Source organism: Streptomyces sp. NPDC031554 (assembly GCF_055580685.1).
The window spans coordinates 29,288-54,813 of record NZ_JBVIKX010000013.1 but is presented as its reverse complement, the minus strand read 5'-3'; the positions used below and the strand labels follow the sequence as shown (position 1 = coordinate 54,813).

Sequence of the window (25,526 nt, the reverse complement as noted above, 5' to 3'; positions counted from 1 at the left end):
GCACACTGGAGCGACCACGGGGTAGGGAGGTGCCGTATGAAGACGTTCGGTCACTGGCTCTCCTCCCCCTGGCGGCGCTCGGCCCTCGTGGCCGCGGCGGGCGCGCTGCCCGTCCCCGCCTTCCCGGCGCCCGGCCTGTGGTGGTGGGCGTACGCCGCGCTGGTCCCCTGGCTCCTGCTGGCGCGTTCGGCGCCCACCGGGAGGCGGGCCCTGTACGACGGCTGGGCCGGCGGATTCGGGTTCATGCTGTCGATGCACGTGTGGCTGCTGCCGAGCCTGCACGTCTTCACGCTGGTCCTCGCCGCCCTGCTGGGCGCGTTGTGGGCGCCGTGGGGCTGGCTGGCGCGCCGGTTCCTGGGCGGGGTGCCCTCACGGGGCCGGGCCGGAGCCGCGCTGCTGGTGCTGCCCTCGGGCTGGCTGGCCGTGGAGCTGGTCCGTTCCTGGCAGGGTCTGGGCGGGCCGTGGGGGGTGCTCGGGGCGAGCCAGTGGCAGGTGGAGCCGGCGCTGCGGCTGGCGTCCGTGGGCGGGGTGTGGCTGCTGAGCCTGCTGGTGGTGGCGGTGAACGTCGCCCTCGCCCTGCTCGTCGCCGTGCCGGCACACCGGGTGCCGGCCGTCGCCGCCCTGGTGGCGACGGCCGCCGCGACCTCCGCCGCATGGATGTGGTCGCCGCGGCCGGAGACCGGCGGGCGGGCCCGGGTGGCCGTCGTCCAGGCCGGTGTCGTCGACGGGCCCGAGCGGCGTTTCGACCGGGAGGAACAGCTGACCCGCCGACTCGTGGGGCAGGACGTCGATCTGATCGTCTGGGGCGAGAGCAGCGTCGGGCACGACCTGGCCGACCGGCCCGACCTGGCACGCCGGCTGACCGCGCTGTCGCGCGCGACCGGCGCCGGCATCCTGGTCAACGTGGACGCCCGCCGGTCCGACCGGCCCGGCATCTACAAGAGTTCGGTCCTGATCGGGCCGGACGGACCGACCGGCGACCGGTACGACAAGATGCGGCTGGTGCCGTTCGGTGAGTACGTCCCCGCCCGGTCGCTGCTGGGCTGGGCCACGTCCGTCGGCAAGGCGGCCGGCGAGGACCGGCGGCGCGGCACGGAGCAGGTCGTGATGGACGCCGGCGCGGGCCTGCGCGTCGGCCCGCTGGTGTGCTTCGAGACGGCCTTCCCCGACATGAGCCGCCGTCTCGTCGAGGACGGCACCGACGTCCTGGTCGGCGAGTCGTCGACGTCGACGTTCCAGAACAGCTGGGCCCCCGCGCAGCACGCCTCGCTGGGCGCCCTGCGGGCCGCGGAGACCGGCCGCCCCTTCGTGCACGCGACGCTGACGGGCGTCTCGGCGGTGTACGACGCGAGCGGCGGGCGGCTCGGCCCGCGGCTGGGGACGGACGCGAACACCGCCGCCGTCTACGAGGTGCCGCTCGCGGACGGCGTCACCCCGTACGTCCGCTTCGGCGACTGGGCGGTCCACGCCGCCCTGCTCGTCCTGCTCGGGCTCGCTCTGGTGGAGGGCGGGCGGGCGGTCAGGCCGCGCCGGAGCGCTCCCGCACCGCTCGGACCACCCGCTCGCACAGTTCGTGAGTCGCCAGCGCGTCCCGGGCGCTGAGCGTCCTTCCCCCGCGGACGGCGTCGAGGAAGGCCAGTACCGCCTGCTCGATGCCGCGCTGGCGGGCCACCGGCACCCAGTCGCCGCGCCGCCGCACGGTCGGCTGTCCCTTGTGGTCGACCACCTCGGCGAGGTTGACCACCTGCCGCTTGGTGTCCTGGCCGGACACCTCCAGGATCTCCTCGTTGGACCCGCTGAGCCGGTTCATCACCCCGAGCGCGGTGAATCCGTCACCGGAGAGCTGCAGGACGACGTGGTGCAGCAGCCCGTCCTCGGCACGGGCCCGCACCGTCACGTCCTCGACCGGTCCCGGGACGAGGAAGCGCAGGGTGTCGACGACGTGGATGAAGTCGTCGAGGATCATCGCCCGCGCCTCCTCGGGCAGGCCGACGCGGTTCTTCTGCATCAGGATCAGCTCGCGCGGGTGGTCGGCGCACTGCGCGTACCCGGGGGCGAACCGGCGGTTGAAGCCCACCGCGAGGCCGGTCCCGCGCTCCTCCGCGAGCGCGACGAGCCGCTCGGAGTCGGCGAGGTCGTACGCCAGCGGCTTGTCGACGTAGGTCGGGACACCCGCTTCCAGGAGCCGGGTGACGATCTCGGGGTGGACGGCGGTGGGGACGTGCACGAAGGCGGCGTCCAGGCCCCGGGCGAGCAGCGCGTCGAGGTCGCGGTGGCGCTGCCCGGCCGGCAGGCGCAGACCGTCGGCGACCCGGTCGAGGGTGGCCGGGGTGCGCGTCTGGAGATGGAGTTCGATCCCCGGCAGCGCGCCGAGCACCGGCAGGTACGCCTTCTGCGCGATGTCGCCGAGTCCGATGCAGCCGACCTTCAACGGGGGCTCCTTCACTGCTGGTCCGCACCTGCCCGCAGGGCAGCATACGGGGCCCGCGGCGGCGGCCGGCGGGCGCTCCCGTCGAAGGCCGCGGCAGGATCCCCGGCCGGGGCGCGGGGCACGCCGTCGCGTACGGCGCCGACGGCGGGGCGGACACGGAGCGTCCCGGCGGGCGGGGCCGCCGGTGCTGCGTCCGGCGGCGACCACGGCGTACCCGCCGGCCGGGACGCTCCCCCGCCGGCCTCCGCCCGGGAAAAGACGTGGTGGCGGCGGGGCCGGCCGGGCGACCATGGGGCCATGACGACCGAACGCAGCGAGCCCGACCGGAACGCCGACGAACGCACCATGCTGGAAGGCTGGCTGGACTACCACCGGCAGACCCTCGCGTGGAAGTGCGAGGGCCTGACCGACGCCCAGCTGCGCACCGCCTCCGTGCCGCCCTCCGCGCTGTCCCTGATGGGGCTGGTGCGGCACATGGCGGAGGTCGAGCGCGGCTGGTTCCGCAGGACCCTCGTGGGTGAGGAGGCCGGCCCGCTCCATTACGACGACGAGGACCCCGACGGCGAGTTCCACCTCACCGAGGAGGACACCTGGCAGGAGGCGTACGCCTCCTGGCAGGCCGAGATCACGATCGCCCGGCGGCACGCGGCCGGCTTCGGACTGGACGAACTCTCCCGCGGAAGGAGCCGGTTGACCGAGGAGCCGTTCAGCCTGCGCTGGATCTACACGCACATGATCGAGGAGTACGCGCGGCACAACGGCCACGCCGACCTGCTGCGCGAGCGGATCGACGGCGTCACCGGCGACTGACGCCACGTCACCCCCCGTCCTCCGCGCGCCCTCCACGGGAAGGACGGGATCACCCGTGCGGGGCATCCTCCGCCGGTCCGTCGTGCCTCGGCGGCCCGGAGGCAGCAGAGTGGCCCGGGTGCAGCGAACGACGACTACCGCAACGCTTCTGATGACCGTGGCCGTCACGGCACTCTCCGGGTGCGTGACCGTCCGGCACTCGCCCGTGCCCCACCCGCCCGCGGTGCCGGCCCAGTCGGCCGTGCCACGGCCCGACGGGAGGGCCGGGACGCCGCTGGTGCAGGCGCCGGCCCAGGAGGCACTGGAGAAGGTCGGGACGGATCCCGGGCGGGAGCCGGACGCCTCGGCGTCACCCCGGCGGGCCGCGTCCGCGGCGCCCGCCGGGCAGCCCCCGTCCGCCCGTCACCGCCCACCGGCCCCGGCGCGCCCCGGTCCGGCCCGGCCGGAGGGCCGTCGTCCCGCGTTGCCGCGTGTCGAGGTACCCGGCGGGAAGGAGGGGGCGCGGGGGAACGCCGACGTGTGCGGTCTGGGCAGGAAGTACGGGGGCTGGGGACTGGACAGCCCGGAGTCCGTGATCTGCGAGGGCGCCTACGGGCGCTGAGGCCGCGCCGGCCCGCCTACTCGGGCCGGGGGTGGTCCGGGCCGCCCTCCCCCAGCCGCAGCTCCATCCGGCTGATGGCCGCCCGCACGCCGTCGCCGTAGGTGTCGTCGCCGAGCCCCCGGGCCGCTCTGCGGGCCTTGCGCACATGGGTGCGGGCGGCTTCCGTACGGCCGAGTTTGACGTAGTCCGCCGCGAGGTTGAGGTGGAGCGAGGGGTACAGCGCCCGTACGGCGGGCGCCCGCTCGTGCTCCTCGGCCGCGGTCAGCGCCCTGAGGTCCCAGGCGAGTTCGTCGAAGGGGTCGTCCTGGGTGTCGGCGAGGTAGTGGGCGACGGTGCAGCGGTGCAGCGGGTCGCCGTCCTCGCCCAGCTCCTCCCACAGCTCCAGCAGGCGCCGTCCGGCCTCCTCCCGGTCTCCCCCGTGGTGCAGCATCACCAGCTGCCCGATCCGGGTCAGCACGGCGTCCGGCGCCGCCTGTCCCTGCCGATGCTCCGCCACGAACCCTCCTTGCGTTGTTGCGAAGACGCTAACCGCAGGCACCGGAGATCCCGGTCAGGCGGCACCGGGCCGGTCCGCCGGGGACCGGCCCGGTGGGGATCAGGCCAGGTCCGGCACCGTCCAGTCGATCGGGTCGTGGCCCTGCCGGGCCACCGCCTCGTTGATCTGCGTGAACGGGCGGGAGCCGAAGAACTTCTTCGCCGACAGCGGTGAGGGGTGCGCGCCCTTCACGACCGTGTGCCGGGTCTCGTCGATCAGGGGCAGCTTCTTCTGCGCGTAGTTCCCCCACAGGACGAAGACCGCCGGGTCGGGCCGCTCGGCCACGGCCCGGATCACCGCGTCGGTGAACCTCTCCCAGCCCTTGCCCTTGTGCGAGTTGGCCTCACCGGCGCGGACCGTGAGGACCGCGTTGAGCAGCAGCACGCCCTGCCGGGCCCACGGCATCAGATAGCCGTTGTCCGGGATCGGGGTGCCCAGCTCGGCGTGCATCTCCTTGTAGATGTTGCGCAGCGACGGCGGGATCCTCACCCCGGGCCGCACCGAGAAGCACAGGCCGTGTCCCTGGCCCTCGCCGTGGTAGGGGTCCTGGCCGAGGATCAGGACCTTCACCCGGTCGTAGGGCGTCGCGTCGAGCGCGGCGAAGACCTCCTCGCGCGGAGGGTAGACGGGCCCCTTCGCCCGCTCCTCCTCGACGAACTGCGTCAGCTCCTTGAAGTAGGGCTGTTCCAGCTCGTCGCCCAGGACCTTGCGCCAGGTCTCGGGCAGCATGGCGATGTCGGTCACGTCAACGTCCTCCGTCGTGCGATCACTTACCGGGCACAGAACCTACAGGTGACCACTGACAACGGCGTCCGCGACGTGTCTACCAGCTGGTCTTGCGGGACAGCTCCCACACCATCATGATCGTCGACGGGTCCAGCGCCCGCTCCCCGCCGGAGACGTCCTCGTTTGCGGCGATGTACTGCTTGCCCTGCCACAGCGGCAGCAGCCGGGCGTCGTCGACGAGGATCTGCTGGGCCTCCTGGAAGTCCTTCACCACGTTGGCGCGGTCGCTCTGCTCCCGGGAGCGGGGCAGCAGCACCTGGGTGATCTTCTTCGCCGGGTAGGGCGTGCCGAGCGCGTTCTGCTCGCCGACGAAGGGGGCGATGAAGTTGTCGGCGTCCGGGAAGTCGGGGGCCCAGCCGCGTCCGAACACCGGGTACTCGCCCTTCTGGTAGCCCACCACGTAGGTCTTCCAGGGGCGGTTCTTGAGGGTGACCTCGAACAGGCCCGAGGCCTCCAGCTGGGTTTTGATCTCCTTGAACTCCAGGGCGGTGTCGGAGCCGTAGCGGTCGCTGGTGTACCACAGGGTGAGCGGCACGGGACCGGTGATGCCGGCGTCGTCGAGGATCGAGCGGGCCTTGGCCGGGTCGGGGTCGCCGAAGTCGTCGAAGAAGCCGGTGGTGTGGCCGGTCAGGCCCTTGGGGACCATCGAGTACAGCGGGTCGACGGTGTCCTTGTAGACCTTGTGGGCGAGCGCGGCCCGGTCGACGACCTGGGCGACGGCCCGGCGCACGGCGAGCTTGTCGGCCCACTTGTCCTTGGGGTTGAACACCAGGTAGTTGATGTTGCTGGCGGCGCCCTCGACGAGCTGGAGGTCCTCGTTCTCCTCGTTCTTGTTCTCCAGGGCGACGATGTCGTCGGCGGCGAGACCCTGGTAGGTGATGTCGATCTGCTCGCCCCGCAGGGCCTTGACCATCTCGGCGGAGTCCTGGAAGTAGCGGATGGTCACGGCGTCGTTCTTGCGGTCGGCTGCGCCCTTGTAGCGGTCGTTGCGGACGAGTTCCGCCCGGTCGCCCTCCTTGTAGCTCTTGAGGTCGTACGGGCCGGAGCCGACGATGCCGCCGTCCTCGCGCACCGCCTCGGCCGGGTACTCGTCCGGGGCCACGAGGGACATGCCGGGGGTGGCGAGCACGAACGGGAAGGTGGCGTCGGCCTTGTTGAGCCGGAAGACGACCTCGCGGTCGCCGGCGGTCTCGATCCGGTCGAGGCTGCCGAGCAGCCCCGCGGGGCCGGTGGGCGCGTTGATCGCGAGGATCCGCTCGAAGGTGTGCTTCACGGCCTTCGCGTCGAGCGCGTCCCCGTTGGAGAAGGAGAGGCCCTCCCGCAGTTCGCAGCGGTACGTCCGGCTGGTGTTGTCGGTGAACTCGCAGGTGGCGGCGTCGGGCTGGGGCGTCGTCGCGCCGTTGGGGTACGACAGCAGCGTCTGGTAGACGTTGCGGAACAGCTCCCAGGAGCCGTCCCAGGAGGCCGCGGGGTCCAGCGTGCTGGGGGCGCTGGTGGTGCCCACGACGATCGGCCCGGCGTCGTCGGAGCCTTCCTCTCCCAGGAGGCCGCATCCGGCCACCAGGGATATGGACACGATCGCCGCGGCCTGCTGCAAGGATCGGTTCCGGTTGAACACGCGCACGCTCCTCGATCTGCCATGCCAAGGGTTGGCAGACCATACCGCAGCGCCACGCCGGCTGAACCCGCTCTAAACATCACGTTATGGATCACGGGAAATGACGACGTTGTCATGACTCTGCGCCATGTCCGTACGGCCGTACGGGCGCCGTTCCCGGGGGGGGGGGAGACGGCGCCCGTACGGCGGGTACGGCGGGGTCTCGTCAGGCCACGCCGGCGTTGAGGAACATGCCCCCGTCGACGACGAGGGTCTGACCGGTGACCCAGTCCGACTGCTCCGAGGTGAGGAACGCGGCGGCACCCCCGATGTCGGAGGGCACGCCGAGCCGGGCCAGCGGGTAGGCGGCGGCGGCCTCGGCCTCCCGGCCCTCGTAGAGGGCCTGCGCGAACCTGGTCTTCACCACGGCCGGGGCGATGGCGTTGACCCGCACCTTCGGCGCGAACTCGTGCGCCAGCTGCTGCGTCAGGTTGATCATCGCGGCCTTGCTCACGCCGTACGCCCCGATGAAGGGCGAGGGCGCGAGGCCCGCGACGGAGGCGATGTTGACAATGGCGCCGCCGTTGTCCTTCTGCCAGGCGTGCCAGGTGCGCTGGGCGAAGCCGAGCGCCGAGATCACGTTGGTCTCGAACACCTTGCGCGCCACGTTCAGGTCGAGGTCGGCGATCGGCCCGAACACCGGGTTCGTACCGGCGTTGTTGACCAGGTGGTCGACGCGGCCGAAGGCCTCCATCGTGCGCTCGACGGCGATCGCCTGGTGCGCCTCGTCGTGGGCCTTGCCGGCGACACCGATGACGCGGTCGGCGCCGAGCCTGTCGACGGCCTCCTTGAGGGCGTCCTCGTTGCGTCCGGTGATGCAGACCCGGTCGCCGCGGGCGACGAGCGCCTCGGCGACGCCGTAGCCGATGCCGCGGCTGGCGCCCGTGACGAGGGCGACCTTGCCGGAGAGTGCGGGCAGTTCAGTCATGTCCGTGATCCCTGGGGGTCTAGTTGAGCGGTCCGCCGGCGACGTACAGCACCTGGCCGGAGACGAAACCGGCGGCCTCGCCCGTGAAGAACGCGATCGCGTTGGCGATGTCGTCGGGCTCGCCGACGCGCGCCACCGGGATCTGGGTGGCGGCGGCGGCCTTGAACTCCTCGAAGCCCATGCCGACGCGGGCGGCGGTGGCGGCCGTCATGTCGGTGGCGATGAAGCCCGGGGCGACGGCGTTGGCGGTGACGCCGAACTTGCCCAGCTCGATGGCGAGGGTCTTGGTGAAGCCCTGCAGGCCGGCCTTGGCGGCGGAGTAGTTGGCCTGGCCCCGGTTGCCGAGCGCGGAGGACGAGGAGAGGTTGACGATGCGGCCGAAGCCTGCGTCGACCATGTGCTTCTGGACCGCCTTGGTCATCAGGAACGAGCCGCGCAGGTGCACGTTGAGCACCGTGTCCCAGTCACCGGCGCTCATCTTGAACAGCAGGTTGTCGCGGAGCACGCCCGCGTTGTTGACGAGGATCGTCGGGGCGCCCAGTTCCTCGACGACGCGGGCGACGGCCGCCTCGACCTGGGCCTCGTCGGAGACGTCGGCCCCGACCGCGATCGCCCGGCCGCCCGCCGCGGTGATCTTCTCGACGGTGTCCTTGCAGGCGGCCTCGTCGAGGTCGATCACCGCGACCGCGCGGCCCTCGGCGGCCAGCCGTACGGCGGTGGCGGCACCGATGCCGCGCGCCGCGCCCGTGACTACTGCGACCCGCTGCTCTGTGGTGGACATTGCTGCTTCTCCTCGCCCTCGAGAATGTACGTCCGTGTGGGGAGCGACCGTCCTGATCACCGTCGACTCGGTGAGCGACCGCTTAGTACCTTCGGCAGACGTGACGCTAGAAGCCTTGGCATCCGGTGTCAACGCCACACGGGGGCGGTGTGATCCATCACCCGGCCGGTCACCTCACCAGGAGGTCCAGCAGGCGGTCGGTCTCGGCCGCGGGATCGGTGGTGAGCCCGGTGTGCACGGGCCCCGGCCGGACGACCGTCGAGCGGGGCGCGATCAGCCAGCGGAACCGCCGTCCGGCGTCGTCGTGCGCCGCCTGTCCGGCCTCCTCGCCGCCGCCGCACACCTTCTCCACGGCGCGCAGCGCGGCGCGCACCCCGGCCACGTCCGCCTCCGGGTCCAGCGCCAGCAGCCGGGCCTCGTCGAGGTGGGTGCGGGCGCCGACGTAGCCCTGAGCCCGGCAGTAGACGAGCACGCCGGCGTTGATGCACTCGCCGCGCTCGACGCGGGGCACGATCCGCAGCAGGGCGTACTCGTAGACGTCCCGCTCATTGGCCTCGCTGGCCCTGATGATGTGGCGCTCGTTCACCGGTCCCTCTCGATGCGTTCGTGGATGACGGCGGCGCGCGCGAGGAGGGGTGCCGCGTAGGCACGCCGGAGCGCGTCCGGGGTGTCGAAGCCGGGTTCGTCGGCCAGCCAGACGTCGGGGACCTCGGCGGTGACCTCGGCGAGGAGGCCGGCGGTGATCAGGGGGGCCAGTTCGGCCGCGGCGGCCTCGACGTCCGGGCGGAAGCGGGCGAGGGCGTGGTCCGTGGCGTCGTAGGGGCGGGCCGCGGAGGCCTCGGCGGAGGGCCAGTTGTGGTGCCAGATCATGGTGGCGCCGTGGTCGACGAGCCACAGGTCGCCGCGGTGCACCAGCAGGTTGGGGTTGCGCCAGGAGCGGTCGACGTTGTTGACCAGCGCGTCGAACCAGACGATCCGCCCGGCTTCGACGGGGTCGACCGGGAAGGCGAGCGGGTCGAAGCCGAGGGCTCCGGACAGGAAGTCCATGCCCAGGTTGGTGCCGCCGCTGGACCGCAGGAGGTTCTGCACCTGCTGTTCGGGTTCACCGAGCCCCAGCACGGCGTCCAGCTCCACGGTGACCAGGCGCGGGACCCGCAGGCCCAGGCGGCGGGCGAGTTCTCCGCAGACGACCTCGGCGACGAGCGTCTTGCGGCCCTGCCCGGCGCCGGTGAACTTCAGGACGTAGGCGGCGAGGTCGTCGGCCTCGACGAGGCCCGGCAGCGAGCCGCCCTCACGCAGGGGCGTGATGAAACGGGTCGCGATGACTTCCTTGAGCATCGCCCCAGGCTACTGGGGTCGCGCGGGTCCGCGGAGCCCGGCCGACAGCTCCGCGACAGCTGTGGCTTACGCCCCGCTCATCCCGGACGGGTCAGGATCTCGGCACGGTCCGAACGGGCCCGGCCGCCGCTGAACGGGCGGCGCCCGTGGCCCGTACCTGTCGGCACACCGTCGAACCCGCCCGAAGGGAACCCAGCATGACCAGCGCATCGTTCCACCCCGCCTCGGGACCCGCACGCCGTACCGTCGTGGCGGCCGCCGGAGCCGCGGGGCTCGCCGTCGCGCTGACCGCGTGCGGAGGCTCCGACGACGACTCGTCCGGTTCGGTGGACTCCCCGGGGGCGGCCGGCGCCGCCGGCGGTTCCGGGTCCGCGAGCACCGGTGGCGGAGCCGCGGCGGGCGCGGCCCTGACGACGACCGCGGAGATCCCCGAGGGCGGCGGGAAGGTCTTCGCCGATCAGAAGGTGGTCGTCGTGCAGCCGACGGCGGGCGAGTACAAGGCCTACTCCGCGGTGTGCACGCACCAGGGCTGCGCGGTGAAGAGCATCGCCGACGGGGTCATCAACTGCCCCTGTCACAACAGCAACTTCTCCATCACCGACGGCAGCGTCAAGAGCGGCCCGGCGACGAAGTCCCTGCCCGAGGTGCCGATCAGCGTGAGCGGTGAGTCGATCACACTGGCCTGACGGGTCCGCCCCGCCAGGAGTGGCGGATCGTCGCGGGGATGCGGTACGACGGCATCCCCGCGACGGCGTCGGACGGGACGACGGCGGCGCGGCCGCGCCGCCGGAGCCGTCCGCGGCCGGCGTGGGAGAAGCGAAGAGAGAAGAGGGATGGATGACCGTCACCCAGCGCAGGGGCCGGAAGATCATGATGTCGCCGGGCGAGGTGAGCGCGTTCCTCACCACCCAGCGCACCTGCCGGGTGGCCACCGTGTCCGCCGACGGGGCCCCGCACGTGAGCGCCCTGTGGTTCCTGTGGGACGGCTCCGCGCTGTGGCTGTACTCCGTGGTGCGCAGCAGACGCTGGGCGGACCTGCGCCGGGACCCACGGGTCGCGATCGTGATCGACAGCGGCGAGGAGTACGAGTCGCTGCGGGGCGTGGAGCTGTCCGGCACCGTGGAGTTCGTGGGCGAGATCCCGCGCACCGGGGAACTGTGCGCCGAGCTCGACTCCGTGGAGACGCTGTTCGCCCGCAAGAACTTCGGTCTGGACGCCATCCCGCACGACGGACGGCACGCGTGGGCGCGGCTGCGCCCGGAGAAGACCGTGTCGTGGGACTTCCGCAAACTGGCCGACCTGTAGGGACGGAAGCCGGCCTCCGTCGCCCTGTCCGGTACCGGCCGGCCGGTACCGGACAGGGCCGTCGGCCGGCCGCCGTCAGCCGAGCCGGTCGGCGGCCGACTTCAGCGCCCGCACCGCCGCCCTGATCGAGGGGCGGCGGTCGGCGTCCGCCCGCCACAGGGCGTAGACGTGCCGCCGCAGCCGCTGCCGGAGCGGGACCATGACGATGCCCTCCGGCACCGGGTGGCGTCCGAGCAGCGGGGCGATGCACACCCCCAGTCCGGCGGCCACCAGGCCGAGTTGGGTGTGCGTCTCGGCCGCGCGGTGGCCGACGATCGGCTCGACGCCCCGTGAGCGGAGCGTGAACATCAGCCACTCGTGACAGAACTCGCCGTCCCCCCAGGTGATCCACTCGTCCCCGGCGAACTCCCCCAGGTCCACCTCGTCCCGTCCCGCGAGCGGATGCCCGGCCGGCATCGCCACGTCGGCGGGATCGTCCAGGATCGGCGCCTTGACCAGGCCGTCCGGCACCGGCATCGGCTTGTTGTACCAGTCCAGGACGACCGCGAGGTCGAGGTCGCCGCCGGTCACCCCGGCGATGCCGCGCTCCGGCTCCAGCTCGCAGGAGCGCACGCGGAGTCCGGGGTGCTCCGCGCGCAGAGCGGCGAGCGCGGTGGGGAACAGCCCGCGGGCGGCGGTCGGGAACGCCGACAGCCTCAGCTCCCCCACCACCTGGCCGCGCCGGGCCTCCAGGTCCGACTGGGCCAGCTCGACCTGGGACAGGATCCGGGCCGCGTGGTCGGCGAGCAGCCGGCCCGCGTCCGTGAGCCGGACGCCCCGCCCGTTCTTCGCGAGGAGCTGCTGGCCGACCTCGCGTTCCAGCTTGGCCATCTGCTGCGAGACGGCCGAGGTGGTGATGTGCAGCCCCGCGGCGGCGCCGCTGACCGAACCGTGCCGGGCGAGGGCGTCGAGGGCGCGCAGGCGCTCCAGATTCAACATGTAAGCGATGCTACGAGATATCGCTCGCCAATTCTCGCTTGTGCTAACAGGTTGTCATCGGGGACGGTGAGGACCATGACCACCGCCGCCACCACCACGGGTTCTCCGTCCCGGCCCGCGCCCCTCTCCTCCGGCCCCTCCGCCACCCCCGCCCCCTCCGCGCCCCCCTCAGCGTCCACAGACGTCCGGCCGTCCGCCCCGCCCCGCCGCACCCTGGACTGGCGGCTGCGCTTCGGGGTCCTCTCGCTGATCTGGGGCTTCAGCTTCCTGCTCATCAAGGTGGGCACGGGGAGCTACGCGCCGTTCCAGGTCACGCTCGGCCGGCTGGCGTTCGGAACGGCGGTGCTGGCGGTGGCCATCGCGGTCAAGCGGGACCGACTGCCGCGAGGGGCCCGCACCTGGGCGCACCTGACCGTCGCCGCGCTGCTCCTGAACGCGCTGCCGTTCTCGCTGTTCGCCTACGCGGAACTGACCATCCCGTCCACCCTGGCGGGCATCTGCAACGCGACCTCGCCGCTGTGGGGCATGGCCCTGTCGCTGGTGGCCCTCTCCGAGGACCGGCCCACCCGGATCAGGGTGGCGGGCCTGGGTCTCGGCTTCCTCGGGGTGCTGACGGTCCTGGGTGCCTGGCAGGGCTTCAGCGGGCTCGACGCCCGCGGCACGGCGCTGGCGCTGCTGGCCTCGCTGAGCTACCCGATCGGATGGATCTACGTCCGCCGCACCCTGGCCGGCACCGGCAGCTCGGCCCTGTCGATGACCGGCGCCCAGCTGTTCCTGGCCACCCTGCAACTCGCCGTGGTCACCCCGTTGTTCACCACGTTCCCGACACGCTTCCCGCTGCTGCCGCTGCTGGCCGTCGCCGCCCTGGGCGCCCTGGGCACCGGCCTGGCCCTCCTCATCCAGTACGGCCTGGTCACCGAGGTCGGCCCGACGACCGCCCAGATGGTCACGTACTTCATCCCGGTCATCGCGACGGCGGCGGGCGTGGCCCTGCTCGGCGAGCCCCTGACCTGGTCGACGCCGGTGGGAGCGGTGATCGTACTGGCGGGAGCGGCGCTGACACAGGTGCGGGGCAAGCCGTAGCGAGGGGGCGCGGGGCGCCGGAGGGGGCCGTGCGCGGGGGCGCGAAGAGCGGCGCGACCGGTGCGCGCGGACACGGCGGCCCGTCCGCGTCCCGGCCGCCCACCGGCGCGCGTGACGCGGCCGCTCGGGCCCCGCCGCCGGCTCCGCACCCGGGCGCCCCGCCCACGGGTCCCCCGCCGCACCGCACCGTGACCCCTGCCCCTCTCTACACGCCCCCCCGCCCGCTCCCCATCCGCAGCGCGGAGGCCACCGCGTCCGCCACCGCCTCCGTCTCCCCCTCCCCGAGCGTCGAGACGGTGATCCGGATGCCGGGCGGAGCCGCGAGCCGGAACCGCGCGCCGGGCGCGACCGCCCACCCCGCGTGCAGCAGCCGTGCCACCGCCCCGGTCTCGTCGGGGACCGGGATCCACACGTTCATCCCGCTGCGGCCCCGCGCCACGACCCCCCGCTCGGCCAGCGCGCCGATCAGCGCGTCCCGGCGTCTGCCGTACGCCCCGGCGACCGCCGCGGTGTCCACCGCGGCGTCGGTCCACAGCCGCACGACGGCCCGCTGGGTGATCATGCTGACCCAGCCGGGCCCCAGTTGCTGGCGCCCGCGGACCCGGTCGAGGGTGACCTCGTCACCGGTGAGGACGGCGAGCCGCAGGTCGGGGCCGTAGGCCTTGGCGACGGAGCGGACGAAGGCCCAGTGCCGGGTGACGCCCGCGAGGGGGTGCAGGGGCAGGTCGACGATCCGGTGACCGTGGTCGTCCTCGACGAGCAGGGTCCCCGGATGCCGGCGCAGCACGGCCCGCAGGGCACGAGCGCGGGCGGCGCCGAGCGCGGCGCCGGTCGGGTTCTGCGCCCGGTCGGTCACGATCAGGGCGCGCGCGCCGGCCTCCAGGGCGCGGTCCACGTCCTGCGGGAGCGGTCCGTCGTCGTCGAGGCCGACCGGGGCCGTGCGCAGTCCCAGCGCCGGGACGAGGTCGAGGAGCGAGCCCCAGCCGGGGTCCTCGACGGCCACCGTGTCGCCCGGTCTCAGGTGTGCGGCGAGCACCCGCTCGACGGCGTCGAGCGAGCCGGAGGTCACGGCCACCGGCCCGGCCGGGACCCCGTCGGCGTCCAGTTCGGCGCGGGCCGCGCGCGCCAGTTCGGGCTCGACCGGTTCCTGCCCGTAGAGGACCGGTTCCCGGTCGCCCCGCTCGGCGGCGCGGGCGAACGCGGGCCCGAGCGGCGGCAGCAGCGCGGGGTCCGGATTGCCCGCGGACACGTCCCGCACCCCCTCCGGCACGTCCACCCGGATGAACTCGCGGCCGGTGGTGGCCGGCTTGGACCGGACCCTGCTGCCCCGCCGGCCGTCGGTCTCGATCACCCCGCGCTCGCGCAGGGTGCGGTAGGCGGCCGCGACGGTGTTCGGGTTCACCCCGAGCCGCTCGGCCAACTCCCGCATCGGGGGCAGAAGCCGCCCGGGCTCCAGTTCGCCGGCACCCACCGCCCGCTCGACGCTCGCGGAGATGTCGACGGCACGCCGCCCTTTGATCGGATACTCTCCTAGCACAAAGACAATTATGAACTAGTGCAATGGAGAACGCCATGCAGGGGACCACGCAGCCGCAGGGGACCGCACCGTCGACGACGCCACCCGCCGCCTACACCCCGACCGACCGCACGGTCCCCACCCGGTCCGCCCAGAAGGCCTCCTACGACAAGGACCTGGTGCACGCGATACTCGACGAGGGGTACGTCTGCCACCTGGGCTTCGTCCGCGACGGCGCGCCGGTGGTGCTGCCCACGCTCTACGGCCGGGTCGGCGAGACGCTCTACCTGCACGGGTCGACGGGCTCGCGCCCGCTGCGGATGACGGGACAGGCCGACCCGGGACTGCCGGTGTGCGTGACGGTGACGCACGTCGACGGCCTGGTCCTGGCCCGCTCGGCCTTCCACCACTCGGTCAACTACCGCTCCGTCGTCGTGCACGGCCTCGCCCACGACGTGACCGACCGCGAGGAGAAGCTCATGGCCCTGGACGCCCTGGTGGACCACGTCGTCCCCGGCCGTGCCGCCGACTCCCGGCCCGCCGACAAGAAGGAACTGGCCGCCACCGCGGTCATCCGCATCGACCTGGACGAGGTCTCGGCCAAGACCCGCACCGGCGGCGTGAACGAGGAGCCCGAGGACCTCGCCCTCCCGCACTGGGCCGGCGTGATCCCCCTCCGCAAGGGCTACGGCCCCCCGGTCCCGGAGGCCGACCTGGCGCCCGGCACCGGACTCCCCGCCTACCTCAGGGCCCTGTGATGCTGATCCACCCCTGGGACGCGCCCCGTGACGACGCCGAGTGGCAGCGGTGGCTGGCCGCGCGCGACTTCGGCCAGCTCGCCGTCAACGGCCTCCCGGGCGACGCCCCATGGGTCCAGCCCCTGCACTTCGCCTACGACGCCGAGCGCGGCGAGGCCGTCACCCACCTCGCCCGGCCGAACCCCCTGTGGGCGGCCCTGGAGGCCGACCCCGAGGTCGTGCTCAGCGTGGTCGACGACCACGTGTACGTTCCCGGCCCCTGGCAGGCACCGCCGGAGGGGCCGGCCGAGCACGGCACCCCGACGAGTTTCTACACGGCGGTCCAGCTGCGCTGCACGGCGCACCCGGTCGACGACCCCGAGGCCAAGGCCGACCTGCTGAACCGGCAGATGGGCCACTTCCAGCCGGAGGGCGGCTCCGCACGGGTCGCGGTGGGCGAGGTGCCGTACGGCCGTCTGCTCTCCGGGATCCGCGGGATCCGGCTCGAGGTGACGGGCGTGCGGGCCAAGTTCAAGTACGCGAACCACCGGCCCGCCGGGACCCGGGAGCGCATCGCGGCGGGCCTCGCGGCGCGCGGCGGTCCGGGCGACGCGGCGGCACGCGAGCACCTGCTGCGCCGCGGGCCGGGGGGATGACCGCGGGGCGGCGGGGGCCGCTTCGGGCCGGCTTCCCGGCGCGCCGGGCGGCCGGCCGGCGTGGCGGGCCCCCGCCGCCCTCTCAGGTCGCCGTCCCGCGGGCGGACAGCTCCCGCTCGGGACCGCCGGCGGCCACCGGGTCCGGGGAGCCCTTGGCGGGAGCGGACGACTGGGCGATGAACGCGCCCAGCAGGACGACCGCGCCCCCGACGGTCTGCGGTGCGGAGAGGTGCTCGCCGAGCAGGACCCAGGCCAGCACGGTCGCGATGACCGCCTCCAGGCAGGCGACGACCCCCGCCACCTGCGGGGAGAGCCGGCGCACGGAGACCACGCCGGTGACGTACGCGACGACCGTGGCGATCAGCACGATCCAGCCGAGCAGCAGCCAGGCCGGGACCTCGGTGCCGTCCATGGCGACGGTGCCGGCCAGCACCGACCGGTCCATGCCCCACGGACGGGCCACCGCCGTCAGGACGACCGCGCCGACGAGGAGGCCGTAGGCGATCACGCCGAGCGGGTCGGGGGCGTCGTCGCCGGAGTCGCTGCCCTGGTCGGACAGGACGAAGTAGCCGACCTGGCAGCAGGCGGCGGCCAGCGCCAGGGCCAGGCCGAGGGCGTCGAAGCCGAGCCCCGCCCAGACCTCGACGACACAGGCGAGTCCGCCCACCGCGAGGACCACGCCGAGCGCGGCGGCCCGCGTCACCGGCCGCCGCTGCACGAACCGCACCCAGCCGAGCACGAGGGCGGGCGCCAGGTACTCGACGAGCAGGGCGACACCGACGGGGATGCGGGAGATGGAGGCGAAGTAGAACGCCTGGACACCGGCCACGCCGAGCAGGCCGAACCCGGCGAGCAGCGCGGGGCGGCGGCGTACCAGTGCGCGGTGGCGCACCGCCAGCGGCAGCATGACCAGGGCCGCGCCCGTCACCCGCAGCCACACCACGTGCAGCGGGTCGAGTCCCGCCTCGATCAGTGGCTTCGCCGCCACTCCGGACCCGCCGAAGGCGATGGCCGACCCGATCGCCAGAGAGAGCCCGATGCCCTTCCCGCGACTGCCCTGACTGCTCACAGACGTACGCACCGGCACATGATGACAGGCCACGACATGACCGTCACCTCGGTTGACACCTGTCTCATCCGCTGGACAGGGGAAGGGGCTCCGCTCAGGACGCGTCGCCGTCCCCGGCGTACTCGTCGAGGTCGCCGTCGATCCGGGCGCGCACCTCCAGGGGGTCGATGCCGGCCCGGCCCAGCACCTCGACGGCACGGGCCCGCGGGTCGGCCAGGACCGCGGCGAGCAGGTCGACGCCGCGGGCGGTGCCGTCCGTGCGGCAGGCCGACCCGGCGCCGGGGGCGCCGGGCCCGGGACGCCCCGCGGCACGGGCCCGCGCCTGCCACAGCGCGGCGGAGGCGAGGGGCGAGAACCCCTCGACAGCACCGACAGCACCGACAGCACCGCCGGCACCGCCGGCGGTGCCGGCGGGCAGGGCCCCGGGGCCCTCGACGCCGCCCTGCCAGCGCAGGCCGTAGCCGATGCTGCGCTGGACGAGATAGCCGAGGAGACGGGCGAGTCGCGGGCCCGCGCCGAGGACGGCGCGCACCTCGGGGTCGCTCTCCAGGAGGGAGTGCAGCAGGTGCGCGGTGTCGACCTGGCGGTCACCGTCCCGGACGGCCCGCCGTCGAGCGCTCCCGACCGCCGCCGCCAGTTCGGCACTGAGCCCGGCGTCGTCTTCCATGGCCCGGAACGCGTGGTCGCGGACCGGCTGCCGGGGGATACGGGGTTGCACGTCCTCCACCTCACCAGCCGCGGCCGGCCGCGTCATCCGCGGAGGGAACCATCTTCACGTCCCACGCAGAGCCGACGGCGGGCGCCGGAATCTCCTCCTTACGGATGAGATCAAGCCGTTCTCGTCCCGGCGGCGCGCCGCCTCCGGCGCCGGCCGCGCTCGACGGGCCGGTCGAGGGAGAAACCGGGGGCGCCCGGCGGATTCCTCCGCCGGGCGCCCTCACCCTCGTGGGGAACGGTCTGTCAGTCCTCGTCGGCGAGGATCAGGTACAGCTTCTTGCGGGCGTCGTTGATGACCGTGAGCGCCTTCTCGCGCTGTTCCTTGCTGCCGGTCTTCCAGACCTGGCCGAAGGCCTCCATCAGACCGAAACCGGCCTGCCGGATCTCACCGAGGGCCTCCCAGTCGACTCCGCGGGAGGCTTCCTCCCAGGGCGCCTCGGGCCCCTCCGCCGCCGCCGTGCGGCCCGCGTCGGTGAGCGAGAACAGCTTCTTGCCGCCCTCCGACGCACTGCTGATCAGGCCCTCGTCCTCCAGCAGCTGGAGCGTGGGGTACACCGAGCCGGGGCTCGGCTTCCACGCGCCGCCGCTGCGCTCGGCGATCTCCTGGATCATCTCGTAGCCGTGCATGGGCCGGTCCTTCAGCAACGCCAGGATCGAGGCCCGCACGTCACCGCGCCGCGCCCTTCCCCTGGGTCCGCCGCGTCCTCGACCGCCCCAGGGCCCCGGCCCGAAGCCGGGCCCGAAGCCCCCGCCGGGACCGCCCGGACCGAAGGGGCCGAAGGCCGCCCGACGGCCCTCGAAGCCGCCCTGACCGTCCCGGCCACCCCGGCCGCGCCGGGAGAAGCCGTCCTGTCCATGTCCACGCTCGTATCCGTGGGTACGCATCGCCATCACTCCGTTCATTCATTCGTTGATCGATCGCGATGCGTCAACGATATATCGGAACAGTTCGCATGACAAGGCCCGCCCAGGGACGATGCCGGTGCCGGCGCCGGTACCGGCACCGGCGGATCACGCCAGGGCCGGCTCCAGCGGAGCGAAGGGGAACATCTCGTCGCCGCCGGGCTGCACCACGCCGCCCGTGCCCTCGGGAACCGCGTTCCAGGCGCCGGGGAGGTCACCCAGGGGCTCGGACACGATGAGGCGCGTGGTGTCGGAGACCCCCTGCAGGAACCCCACATCGGGGTGGAGGGAACGCAGGGTGTCCACCCGGGTGCTGTAGAACAGCGAGCGCGAGGCCTTCTGGCTGGAGTAGCGGAACGCCCACAGCCGCTCCCCGTCCGTCACGGCCACCGTCATCTGCAGCGGGAACTCCGTCCCGTGCTCGTGGCCGGTCCGCTCCACCAGGCCCGCCATGCGCGCGACGGCGCTCGGCGGGTCCTGCTCCAGGCCGAGGGTGAGGGCCAGGTAGAACATCATCTCGGAGTCCGTGGAGCCCTCCATGTCGAGGAACAGCTCCGGGTCGACGGCCAGCGCCAGTTCCCGCCGTATGCGGTGGAAATCGGCGATCGCGCCGTTGTGCATCCACATCCACCGGCCGTGCCGGAAGGGATGGCAGTTGGTCTGCTGCACCGCGGACCCCGTCGAGGCCCGGATGTGGGCGAAGAAGAGCGAGGAGCGGACGTGGCCCGCGATCTCCCGCAGATTGCGGTTGCTCCAGGCCGGGCCGATGTCGTGGACGACCGCGGGAGTGCTCAGGTCCGGCCCGTACCACCCCACCCCGAAGCCGTCGCCGTTGGTCGTCTCGACGCCCATCCGGGAGTGCAGGCTCTGGTCGATCAGTGAGTGTGTCGGCTTGTAGAGGATCGTCTCGAGCAGGACGGGCGTACCCGAGTAGGCGAGCCATCGGCACATCGCGCGCCGCCTTCCTGGCCGTTCGGACGCGCGCGGACGGCTGTCGCCCCCGCGCGCGGGCGGATCGCCGGGTCGTGTCCGCGAAGTCCCGTCGTCCGCCCGGAGGGCGGGGTTCGCGGCGTGCCGGCGGGTGCTCCCGGCGTGCCGGGCGAAGGTCCTCGTACGGGACGCACCGGGGACTTCGCCCGGTGCGGCGGGAGGGCGTGCCGGGCGTCCCCTCCGGGGGAAGGACTTCGCGGACACGGCCCAGGGGGTGTCCGACCCTTCGCGTCGGATCCGCGCGCGGCGTCCGGTGCCGGGGGCACCTCCCACGCCGTTCGGGCAGTGGGGGAGCGTCGCACGGCGGAGGATCGCCTGTGCACCGGATGCACTCGGGTGGTCCGACGACGCGGGTGCCGTGCCGGGCGTCGCGCGCCCGACGGGAAGGGGCGGACACGGTCTAGCGCAGCGAGGCGGTGTCCGACCGCGACACGCACAGGCCCCAGATGACGAAGCCGGAGAAGGCGATCATCACGACGGACCAGACCGGGTAGTACGGCAGCGACAGGAAGTTGGCGATGATGATGAGTCCCGCGATGGCCACGCCGGCGACCCGTGCCCACGTCGATCCCCGGAAGAGTCCCATGCTGACGAGCACGGCCACCACGCCGAGCGCCAGGTGGATCCAGCCCCAGCCGGTGAGGTCGAACCGGAAGACGTAGCTGCGGGTCGTGACGAAGACGTCGTCCTCGGCGATCCCCATGATGCCGCGGAAGATGTCCAGGATGCCCGCGAGCATGAGCGTCACGGCGGCGAAGACCGTCAGGCCCTCGGCCCACTGCTGCTTTGCGGTCCCGGTGTGCGAAGAGTGCGTCGCGCTCATACCGTCGCCTCGATTCGGATGTCGTGGATGGCCGGCGGCCCGAGGCGGGGCGGAGGCCGCAGGACCGCGGCGGGGCGGCCGGGGCGGGCTCCCTCACGCGCTGCGGCGGACGCGGCACGCGATGAACCGGACCACCTTCCTCCAGCCCGGCACGGCGTTTTTCACCACTTCTCGTCAGGCCTCGGGCAACGCTCCCTCCAGCATCCCAGCGTGCCGGTGGGTCCGCGCGGTGGGGAGGCCTCGACCTCCCCGGGCCATCGCCGCGTGCCGCACGCCGCCGGCCCGGACGGTACGCACGGAACGCGCCGCGGGGCGGGTCGTCCGCCGGACGCGTCCGGTGTCCGCCCCGCGGGCCGCACGTCCCCGGTCCGTGCCCCGCGACACCTCAGGCGCTCCGTCCCAGCCGCTCCCGGTACCACTGGGCCGCGTCCGGGAGTCGGTGCAGCGGGCCGGGGCCCGGTGACTCGGCCGTCCGTTCCCAGATCTCGTCGGCCCGGTACCAGTGGTCGCGGCCGACCAGGGCGAACTGGCGTTCCGAGGCCCGGCCGGGAGTGGCCCGCAGGCGCTCCAGACAGGTGGCCCACGGCCAGTCGGCGTCCGGGCGGGGCGGCAGCACGCCGTACCGCGCGAGCACGGCCAGCAGGTCGCCGACGCGCACGGGATCGGGGTGCGCCGCGTGGTACACGCCGGGCGGCACCGGTCGGGGGCCGGTGGCGGCCGCGGCGATCAGGCGGGCGAGGTCGCCGACGTCGATCACCGACAGCAGGGCCCGGCCGCCGTCCCACTCGGCCGGCACCCGCTCGGCCAGTTCCCGCAGGCCCGGCACGACCCACCGGTCCCCGGCCCCGAGCACGAGACCCGGCCGCAGGACGACCGCGTCCGCCTCCCGGGCGGGCGCCTCCCCGGCCAGCCGGGTCCGGCTCACGGCGGAGACCGGCTCGGCCGGCGTCCCGTCCACGGCGATGCCCCGGTGCGGGCCGGCGCCGTACACCGCGGCCGTCGACAGGTGCACCACGCGGCGGGCGCCGGCCCGCCGGGCCTCCGTCATCAACGCGCGGGTGCCGCCGACGTTGACCGCCTCGCACAGCCGCTCGTCCGCGCCGACGTACGAGGCCAGGTGGACGACCGTCCGCGCGCCCTCGCACAGACCGCGCACCGCGTCCGGGTCGGTCAGGTCCCCGCGCACCCACTCGACGGCCCCGGCCCCCGCCCCGTCGTCGGGGACCGCGCGGACCAGGGCCCGCACACGGGCTCCCCGGTCCAGCAGCGCGCCGAGCACGCGGGACCCGATGAAGCCGGTCGCCCCCGTCAGCACGAGGGGACCCTCGTCGCTCCTTGCCGTGGTGCCGTTCAGGGCAGTGTCCTTCCGCCGGTCGCCGTGCCTGCCGGGGCCGTGCGCCCCACCGCGATCAACGTCCGGGCGCACACGCCCGGTTCCCCGGCCGGTCCACGACTCGTCGGCCGGTCCAGGACGCACCGACCGGTCCAGGACTCGCCGATTGGCCTTGGCCCCCCGCCGCTCCGGGCGTCTACCGTCGCCGCATGCGGATCCGTATCGTCGACGCCTTCACCGACCGTCCCTTCTCCGGGAACCCCGCCGGGGTCCTGCTGCTCGACGCCTTCCCCGGCGACGACCGGCTCCAGAACGTGGCCCTGGAGGTCAACCACGCCGAGACGGCCTTCGCGCACCCGCTGCCGGCGGGCGGCGGGGCCGACTGGGCGCTGCGCTGGTTCACCCCCGTCGCCGAGGTGGCGATGTGCGGTCACGCCACCCTGGCCACCGCCCACGTCCTGCACAGCACGGGCGCCCACGCGGGACCGGTGCGGTTCGCCACCCGCAGCGGGGTGCTCGTCGCGACGCCCGCCGAGGACGGCTCCGTCACCCTGGACTTCCCGACCGCCCCCCTCACCCGCGTGGAGGTCCCGGAGGGGGTCGCCGAGGCCCTGGGCGCCGAACCGCTCACGGCCTTCGACACCGGCCCGGACGTGGGCGACCTGCTGGTCGAACTCGCCGACGAGAGCACCGTCCGCGCCCTGCGCCCCGATCACCGGGCCCTGGGCGCCCACTCCGCGCGCGGTGTCATCGCCACCGCCCGTGCCGAACGCCCCGGCCTCGGCCACGACTTCGTCTCCCGCTGCTTCTTCCCCAACGTGGGCATCGACGAGGACCCGGTCACCGGCAGCGCCCACACGGCCCTGGCCCCCTTCTGGTCGGAGCGCCTCGGGCGCGCCGAGCTGACCGGCCTGCAGGCCTCACCGCGCTCCGGCCACGTCCGCACCGAGCTGCGCGGTCCGCGCACCCTGCTGCGCGGCCGCGCGGTCACCGTCATCGAGGGCGACCTGCTCGCCTGAGGCCTGCCCGGACCGGGGAGGTACGGCCCGCGCTCACGCCGTGGGCAGCCAGTCGACCCTGCCCGCCAGCAGCGCGTAGCCGACGAAGGCACCGATGTCGAGCAGGGAGTGCGCGACGACCAGGGGCCCCACCCGGCCCCACCGTCGGTAGAGGTACACGAACAGCACGCCCATCACCATGTTGCCGACGAACCCGCCGATGCCCTGGTAGAGGTGGTACGAGCCGCGCAGCACGGAACTGGCCGCCAGCGCCCCCACCGGCGTCCATCCGAGCTGCCCGAGGCGGCGCAGCAGATAGCCGACCACGATGACCTCTTCGAGGATCGCGTTCTGCAGCGCCGACAGGATCAGCACCGGGTACTTCCACCACACCTCCGGCAGGGCCTCGGGAACCACCGTGAGGTTGAAGCCGAACCCCCGGGCGGCCAGGTAGAAGGCGATGCCCGAGCTGCCGACGACCGCGGCGATCGCGGCGCCGCGGCCGAGGTCGGACCAGGGGCGGGTGCGGTCGAAGCCGAGGGTGCGCAGGCCCTGTCCCTCGCGCAGCAGCAGGTGCGCGACGAGCGCGACGGGGACGAGCGCACTGGCGATCCCGAACAGCTGCCAGGCGAGGTCGAGCCAGGGACGGCCCGGCGCGGCGGAGGCGTTGAGGGTCGCCGCCTGGTCCTTGAGGCCGCCCGGTCTCGTGACCGATCCGACGAAGCTGATCAGGGCGGACACTCCGCTCGCGCCCAGCGAGACGCCCAGGACGAGGAGCGTCTCGTCCCGGAGGAACCGCTCCTGCGGAAAAGAATCAGCCACCTGCGGGGCCTCCACGTTCACACCTGCCGCACCACCATCGGACGTCACAGCTTGCCCGATCCCCCCGGTGCGGCCGGAGGCGGCCCCGCGCCGCGGCGGCCGGCGCCCGCGGTCCCTCCACCGGGGGCGGTGCGGGATCGCGGGCGCCCCGGGCCCGTCACCTCGCGGGGACGGGCTCCGGCAGTCCCACCGGCCAGGTGTGCGCGGGCTCTCCGCGATGGCTCAGCTCGGCGTACCGCCGGGTCGTCGCCGCCAGGGCCGCGTCCCTGGGGAGCCCGGCCTCCAGGGCGGCGCGGAAGGTCGCCACCTGCCAGCTCGCGCCGTTGGTCCGCAGCCGGCACCGCTCCTCGACGACCCCCAGGTAGAAGTCGCGGTCGGCCGGCTCCACTCCCCACGCGTCCAGCCCGGCCTCGGCCAGCGGCAGCAGCTCGTCGCGTACGAGAGTGACCGCGTCGACCTCGGCGACGCCACCGAGGCGGCCGCGCCGGGGCCAGCGCAGGCGGGCGTCGATGCCGTAGCGGCAGGCCGCGTCGAAGTTGTCGGCGGCGGTCTCGAAGGGCATCCGGGTCCACACCGGCCGTGACTCCTCGGCCAGGGCACGGACCACGCCGTAGTAGAAGGCCGCGTTGGCGACGATGTCGGTGACGGTCGGGCCGGCGGGCAGGACGCGGTTCTCGACGCGCAGGTGCGGGACGCCGTCGGCGATGTCGTAGACGGGGCGGTTCCAGCGGTACACGGTGCCGTTGTGCAGGACCAGTTCGGCGAGCCTGGGGGTGCCGCCCGCCGCCAGGACCTGCTCGGGGTCCTCGTCGTCGCAGATGGGCAGCAGGGCGGGGAAGTAGCGCAGGTTCTCCTCGAACAGCTCGTAGGCGGAGCCGATCCAGCGTTCGCCGAACCAGGTCCGCGGGCGCACCCCCTGCGCCTGCAGTTCCGGCGGCCGGGTGTCGGTGGCCTGCTGGAACAGCGGTGGGCGGGACTCGCGCCACAGTTCGTGGCCGAAGAGGAACGGCGAGTTGGCGCCGACGGCGATCTGGGCGGCGGCGACGGCCTGCGCGGCGTTCCACACGTCAGCGAAGCGGTCCGGCGTGACCTGGAGGTGCAGTTGCACGGACGTGCAGGCGGCCTCGGGGACGATCGACTTCGAGGTGCAGGACAGATGCTCGACGCCGTCGATGTCGAGGGTGAACTCCTCGCCGCGGGCGGCCACGATCTGGTCGTTGAGGAGGGCGTAACGGTCGACGTCGGAAAGGTTGGAGGAGACCAGGTCGTCACGGCCGAGAGTCGGCAGAATACCGATCATCACGATTCCCGCGTCGACCTCCCCGGCCTTTCGGTGGGCATATGCCAGTGACGTACGGAGTTCCTCCGCGAGCCGGTCGAATACCCTCCCGCCCAGCCGGTGTGGGGCTATGTTCACTTCCAGATTGAACATGGCGAGTTCTGTTTGGAAGTCGCGGCTGGCGATCCGCTCCAGCACTTCCCCGTTCAGCATTTTCGGCAGGCCGTCCGCGCCTGCGAGATTCAGCTCGATCTCCAGCCCCATGAGATTCCTGGGGCGGTCGAAGCGCTGTCGGTCCAGCAGTCGCTCCAGCACCGACAGGCACTGGCGCAGCTTGTCCCGGTGGCGCCGGCGGTCGGACAGGTCGAACCCGCCCGCTACGACCTTCTCCCCCATCGGGCGTCCCTCCTCGCGTGGGCGGTCCGAGGATCCGGCCGCCGGTGTGCCGGG

Annotated in this window: 26 protein-coding genes; 8 read left to right on the top strand and 18 right to left on the bottom strand. The window is 73.7% G+C overall.

Annotated features, from left to right (window positions below):
• Positions 1-36 precede the first annotated feature (36 nt).
• Positions 37-1,602: an apolipoprotein N-acyltransferase gene (gene lnt, locus ACZ5FU_RS28565; RefSeq protein WP_451529934.1), complete on the top strand. Its 1,566-nt coding sequence runs from the start codon at positions 37-39 to the stop codon at positions 1,600-1,602.
• Here the strand turns inward: lnt and ACZ5FU_RS28560 are convergent.
• The gene (locus ACZ5FU_RS28560) at positions 1,520-2,431 is read right to left on the bottom strand and encodes a Gfo/Idh/MocA family protein (RefSeq protein WP_469047413.1); all 912 of its coding nucleotides are present in this window, start codon (positions 2,429-2,431) and stop codon (positions 1,520-1,522) included. The genes lnt and ACZ5FU_RS28560 overlap by 83 nt on opposite strands.
• A 297-nt stretch (positions 2,432-2,728) precedes the next feature.
• Here ACZ5FU_RS28560 and ACZ5FU_RS28555 point away from each other — a divergent pair, with 297 nt between their 5' ends.
• Positions 2,729-3,241, top strand: a complete 513-nt coding sequence (locus ACZ5FU_RS28555) for a DinB family protein (protein ID WP_451529935.1) — start codon at positions 2,729-2,731, stop codon at positions 3,239-3,241.
• Between the two features lie 617 nt (positions 3,242-3,858).
• Here the strand turns inward: ACZ5FU_RS28555 and ACZ5FU_RS28550 are convergent.
• The 7 genes from ACZ5FU_RS28550 to ACZ5FU_RS28520 all read right to left on the bottom strand — a co-directional run bounded on the left by ACZ5FU_RS28550 (position 3,859) and on the right by ACZ5FU_RS28520 (position 9,867).
• Positions 3,859-4,338: a hypothetical protein gene (locus ACZ5FU_RS28550; RefSeq protein ID WP_451529936.1), complete on the bottom strand. Its 480-nt coding sequence runs from the start codon at positions 4,336-4,338 to the stop codon at positions 3,859-3,861.
• A gap of 99 nt (positions 4,339-4,437) precedes the next feature.
• Positions 4,438-5,121: a uracil-DNA glycosylase gene (gene ung / locus ACZ5FU_RS28545; protein WP_451529937.1), complete on the bottom strand. Its 684-nt coding sequence runs from the start codon at positions 5,119-5,121 to the stop codon at positions 4,438-4,440.
• A 79-nt stretch (positions 5,122-5,200) separates the two neighbouring features.
• Positions 5,201-6,781: an ABC transporter substrate-binding protein gene (locus tag ACZ5FU_RS28540; protein ID WP_451529938.1), complete on the bottom strand. Its 1,581-nt coding sequence runs from the start codon at positions 6,779-6,781 to the stop codon at positions 5,201-5,203.
• A 205-nt stretch (positions 6,782-6,986) separates the two neighbouring features.
• Positions 6,987-7,748 carry an SDR family oxidoreductase gene (locus ACZ5FU_RS28535; protein ID WP_451781460.1) on the bottom strand — a complete coding sequence of 254 codons (762 nt, stop codon included), beginning with the start codon at positions 7,746-7,748 and terminating at the stop codon, positions 6,987-6,989.
• Between the two features lie 19 nt (positions 7,749-7,767).
• Positions 7,768-8,529, bottom strand: coding sequence for a 3-oxoacyl-ACP reductase FabG (fabG, locus tag ACZ5FU_RS28530; RefSeq protein WP_392242531.1), 762 nt, complete (start codon positions 8,527-8,529; stop codon positions 7,768-7,770).
• Between the two features lie 169 nt (positions 8,530-8,698).
• Complete coding sequence (locus ACZ5FU_RS28525) at positions 8,699-9,115, bottom strand: DUF3037 domain-containing protein (protein WP_451529940.1); 417 nt, start codon at positions 9,113-9,115, stop codon at positions 8,699-8,701.
• Positions 9,112-9,867 (bottom strand): HipA family kinase, encoded by a 756-nt coding sequence (locus ACZ5FU_RS28520; protein ID WP_451529941.1) that lies wholly within the window; start codon positions 9,865-9,867, stop codon positions 9,112-9,114. Before ACZ5FU_RS28520 ends, ACZ5FU_RS28525 begins: the two co-directional genes overlap by 4 nt.
• A gap of 197 nt (positions 9,868-10,064) precedes the next feature.
• Between ACZ5FU_RS28520 and ACZ5FU_RS28515 the strand changes: the two genes are divergently transcribed.
• Together ACZ5FU_RS28515 and ACZ5FU_RS28510 are read left to right on the top strand one after the other, a co-directional pair.
• Positions 10,065-10,553 (top strand): Rieske (2Fe-2S) protein, encoded by a 489-nt coding sequence (locus ACZ5FU_RS28515; RefSeq protein WP_451781462.1) that lies wholly within the window; start codon positions 10,065-10,067, stop codon positions 10,551-10,553.
• 151 nt (positions 10,554-10,704) lie between these two features.
• Positions 10,705-11,172 carry a pyridoxamine 5'-phosphate oxidase family protein gene (locus ACZ5FU_RS28510; RefSeq protein ID WP_451781463.1) on the top strand — a complete coding sequence of 156 codons (468 nt, stop codon included), beginning with the start codon at positions 10,705-10,707 and terminating at the stop codon, positions 11,170-11,172.
• A gap of 75 nt (positions 11,173-11,247) precedes the next feature.
• Here ACZ5FU_RS28510 and ACZ5FU_RS28505 read toward each other — a convergent pair whose 3' ends face one another.
• Positions 11,248-12,150, bottom strand: coding sequence for a LysR family transcriptional regulator (locus tag ACZ5FU_RS28505; RefSeq protein WP_451529944.1), 903 nt, complete (start codon positions 12,148-12,150; stop codon positions 11,248-11,250).
• 75 nt (positions 12,151-12,225) lie between these two features.
• Between ACZ5FU_RS28505 and ACZ5FU_RS28500 the strand changes: the two genes are divergently transcribed.
• The gene (locus tag ACZ5FU_RS28500; protein WP_451529945.1) at positions 12,226-13,233 is read left to right on the top strand and encodes a DMT family transporter; all 1,008 of its coding nucleotides are present in this window, start codon (positions 12,226-12,228) and stop codon (positions 13,231-13,233) included.
• Positions 13,234-13,438: 205 nt separating this feature from the next.
• Here the strand turns inward: ACZ5FU_RS28500 and ACZ5FU_RS28495 are convergent, their stop codons facing one another.
• The gene (locus tag ACZ5FU_RS28495; protein ID WP_469047338.1) at positions 13,439-14,770 is read right to left on the bottom strand and encodes an aminotransferase class I/II-fold pyridoxal phosphate-dependent enzyme; all 1,332 of its coding nucleotides are present in this window, start codon (positions 14,768-14,770) and stop codon (positions 13,439-13,441) included.
• 35 nt (positions 14,771-14,805) lie between these two features.
• On the opposite strand from ACZ5FU_RS28495, the gene ACZ5FU_RS28490 reads away from it, so the two are divergent.
• Both ACZ5FU_RS28490 and ACZ5FU_RS28485 read left to right on the top strand, forming a co-directional pair.
• Positions 14,806-15,507: a pyridoxamine 5'-phosphate oxidase family protein gene (locus tag ACZ5FU_RS28490; protein ID WP_451529947.1), complete on the top strand. Its 702-nt coding sequence runs from the start codon at positions 14,806-14,808 to the stop codon at positions 15,505-15,507.
• Positions 15,507-16,142 carry an FMN-binding negative transcriptional regulator gene (locus ACZ5FU_RS28485; protein WP_451529948.1) on the top strand — a complete coding sequence of 212 codons (636 nt, stop codon included), beginning with the start codon at positions 15,507-15,509 and terminating at the stop codon, positions 16,140-16,142. The genes ACZ5FU_RS28490 and ACZ5FU_RS28485 overlap by 1 nt, the downstream gene beginning before the upstream one ends.
• A gap of 82 nt (positions 16,143-16,224) precedes the next feature.
• Here ACZ5FU_RS28485 and ACZ5FU_RS28480 read toward each other — a convergent pair whose 3' ends face one another.
• The 6 genes from ACZ5FU_RS28480 to ACZ5FU_RS28455 form a co-directional block, all read right to left on the bottom strand.
• On the bottom strand, positions 16,225-17,229 hold the full coding sequence (locus tag ACZ5FU_RS28480) for an EamA family transporter (RefSeq protein WP_451781488.1): 1,005 nt from the start codon (positions 17,227-17,229) through the stop codon (positions 16,225-16,227).
• 76 nt (positions 17,230-17,305) lie between these two features.
• Positions 17,306-17,929, bottom strand: coding sequence for a hypothetical protein (locus ACZ5FU_RS28475; RefSeq protein WP_469047336.1), 624 nt, complete (start codon positions 17,927-17,929; stop codon positions 17,306-17,308).
• 242 nt (positions 17,930-18,171) lie between these two features.
• Positions 18,172-18,813 (bottom strand): PadR family transcriptional regulator, encoded by a 642-nt coding sequence (locus ACZ5FU_RS28470; protein WP_468838878.1) that lies wholly within the window; start codon positions 18,811-18,813, stop codon positions 18,172-18,174.
• A 126-nt stretch (positions 18,814-18,939) separates the two neighbouring features.
• Complete coding sequence (locus ACZ5FU_RS28465) at positions 18,940-19,782, bottom strand: class II glutamine amidotransferase (RefSeq protein WP_451529951.1); 843 nt, start codon at positions 19,780-19,782, stop codon at positions 18,940-18,942.
• Positions 19,783-20,221: 439 nt separating this feature from the next.
• Positions 20,222-20,644: a DUF7144 family membrane protein gene (locus ACZ5FU_RS28460; protein ID WP_451529952.1), complete on the bottom strand. Its 423-nt coding sequence runs from the start codon at positions 20,642-20,644 to the stop codon at positions 20,222-20,224.
• Between the two features lie 385 nt (positions 20,645-21,029).
• On the bottom strand, positions 21,030-21,959 hold the full coding sequence (locus ACZ5FU_RS28455) for an NAD-dependent epimerase/dehydratase family protein (protein WP_451529953.1): 930 nt from the start codon (positions 21,957-21,959) through the stop codon (positions 21,030-21,032).
• Positions 21,960-22,186: 227 nt separating this feature from the next.
• On the opposite strand from ACZ5FU_RS28455, the gene ACZ5FU_RS28450 reads away from it, so the two are divergent.
• Positions 22,187-22,996, top strand: coding sequence for a PhzF family phenazine biosynthesis protein (locus tag ACZ5FU_RS28450; protein WP_469047334.1), 810 nt, complete (start codon positions 22,187-22,189; stop codon positions 22,994-22,996).
• Between the two features lie 33 nt (positions 22,997-23,029).
• Here ACZ5FU_RS28450 and ACZ5FU_RS28445 read toward each other — a convergent pair whose 3' ends face one another.
• Positions 23,030-23,818 carry a CPBP family intramembrane glutamic endopeptidase gene (locus tag ACZ5FU_RS28445; RefSeq protein WP_451529955.1) on the bottom strand — a complete coding sequence of 263 codons (789 nt, stop codon included), beginning with the start codon at positions 23,816-23,818 and terminating at the stop codon, positions 23,030-23,032.
• 136 nt (positions 23,819-23,954) lie between these two features.
• A complete protein-coding gene (locus ACZ5FU_RS28440; RefSeq protein WP_451529956.1) occupies positions 23,955-25,472 on the bottom strand; it encodes a glutamate-cysteine ligase family protein in 1,518 nt (505 codons plus the stop codon).
• Between the last annotated feature and the right edge of the window lie 54 nt (positions 25,473-25,526).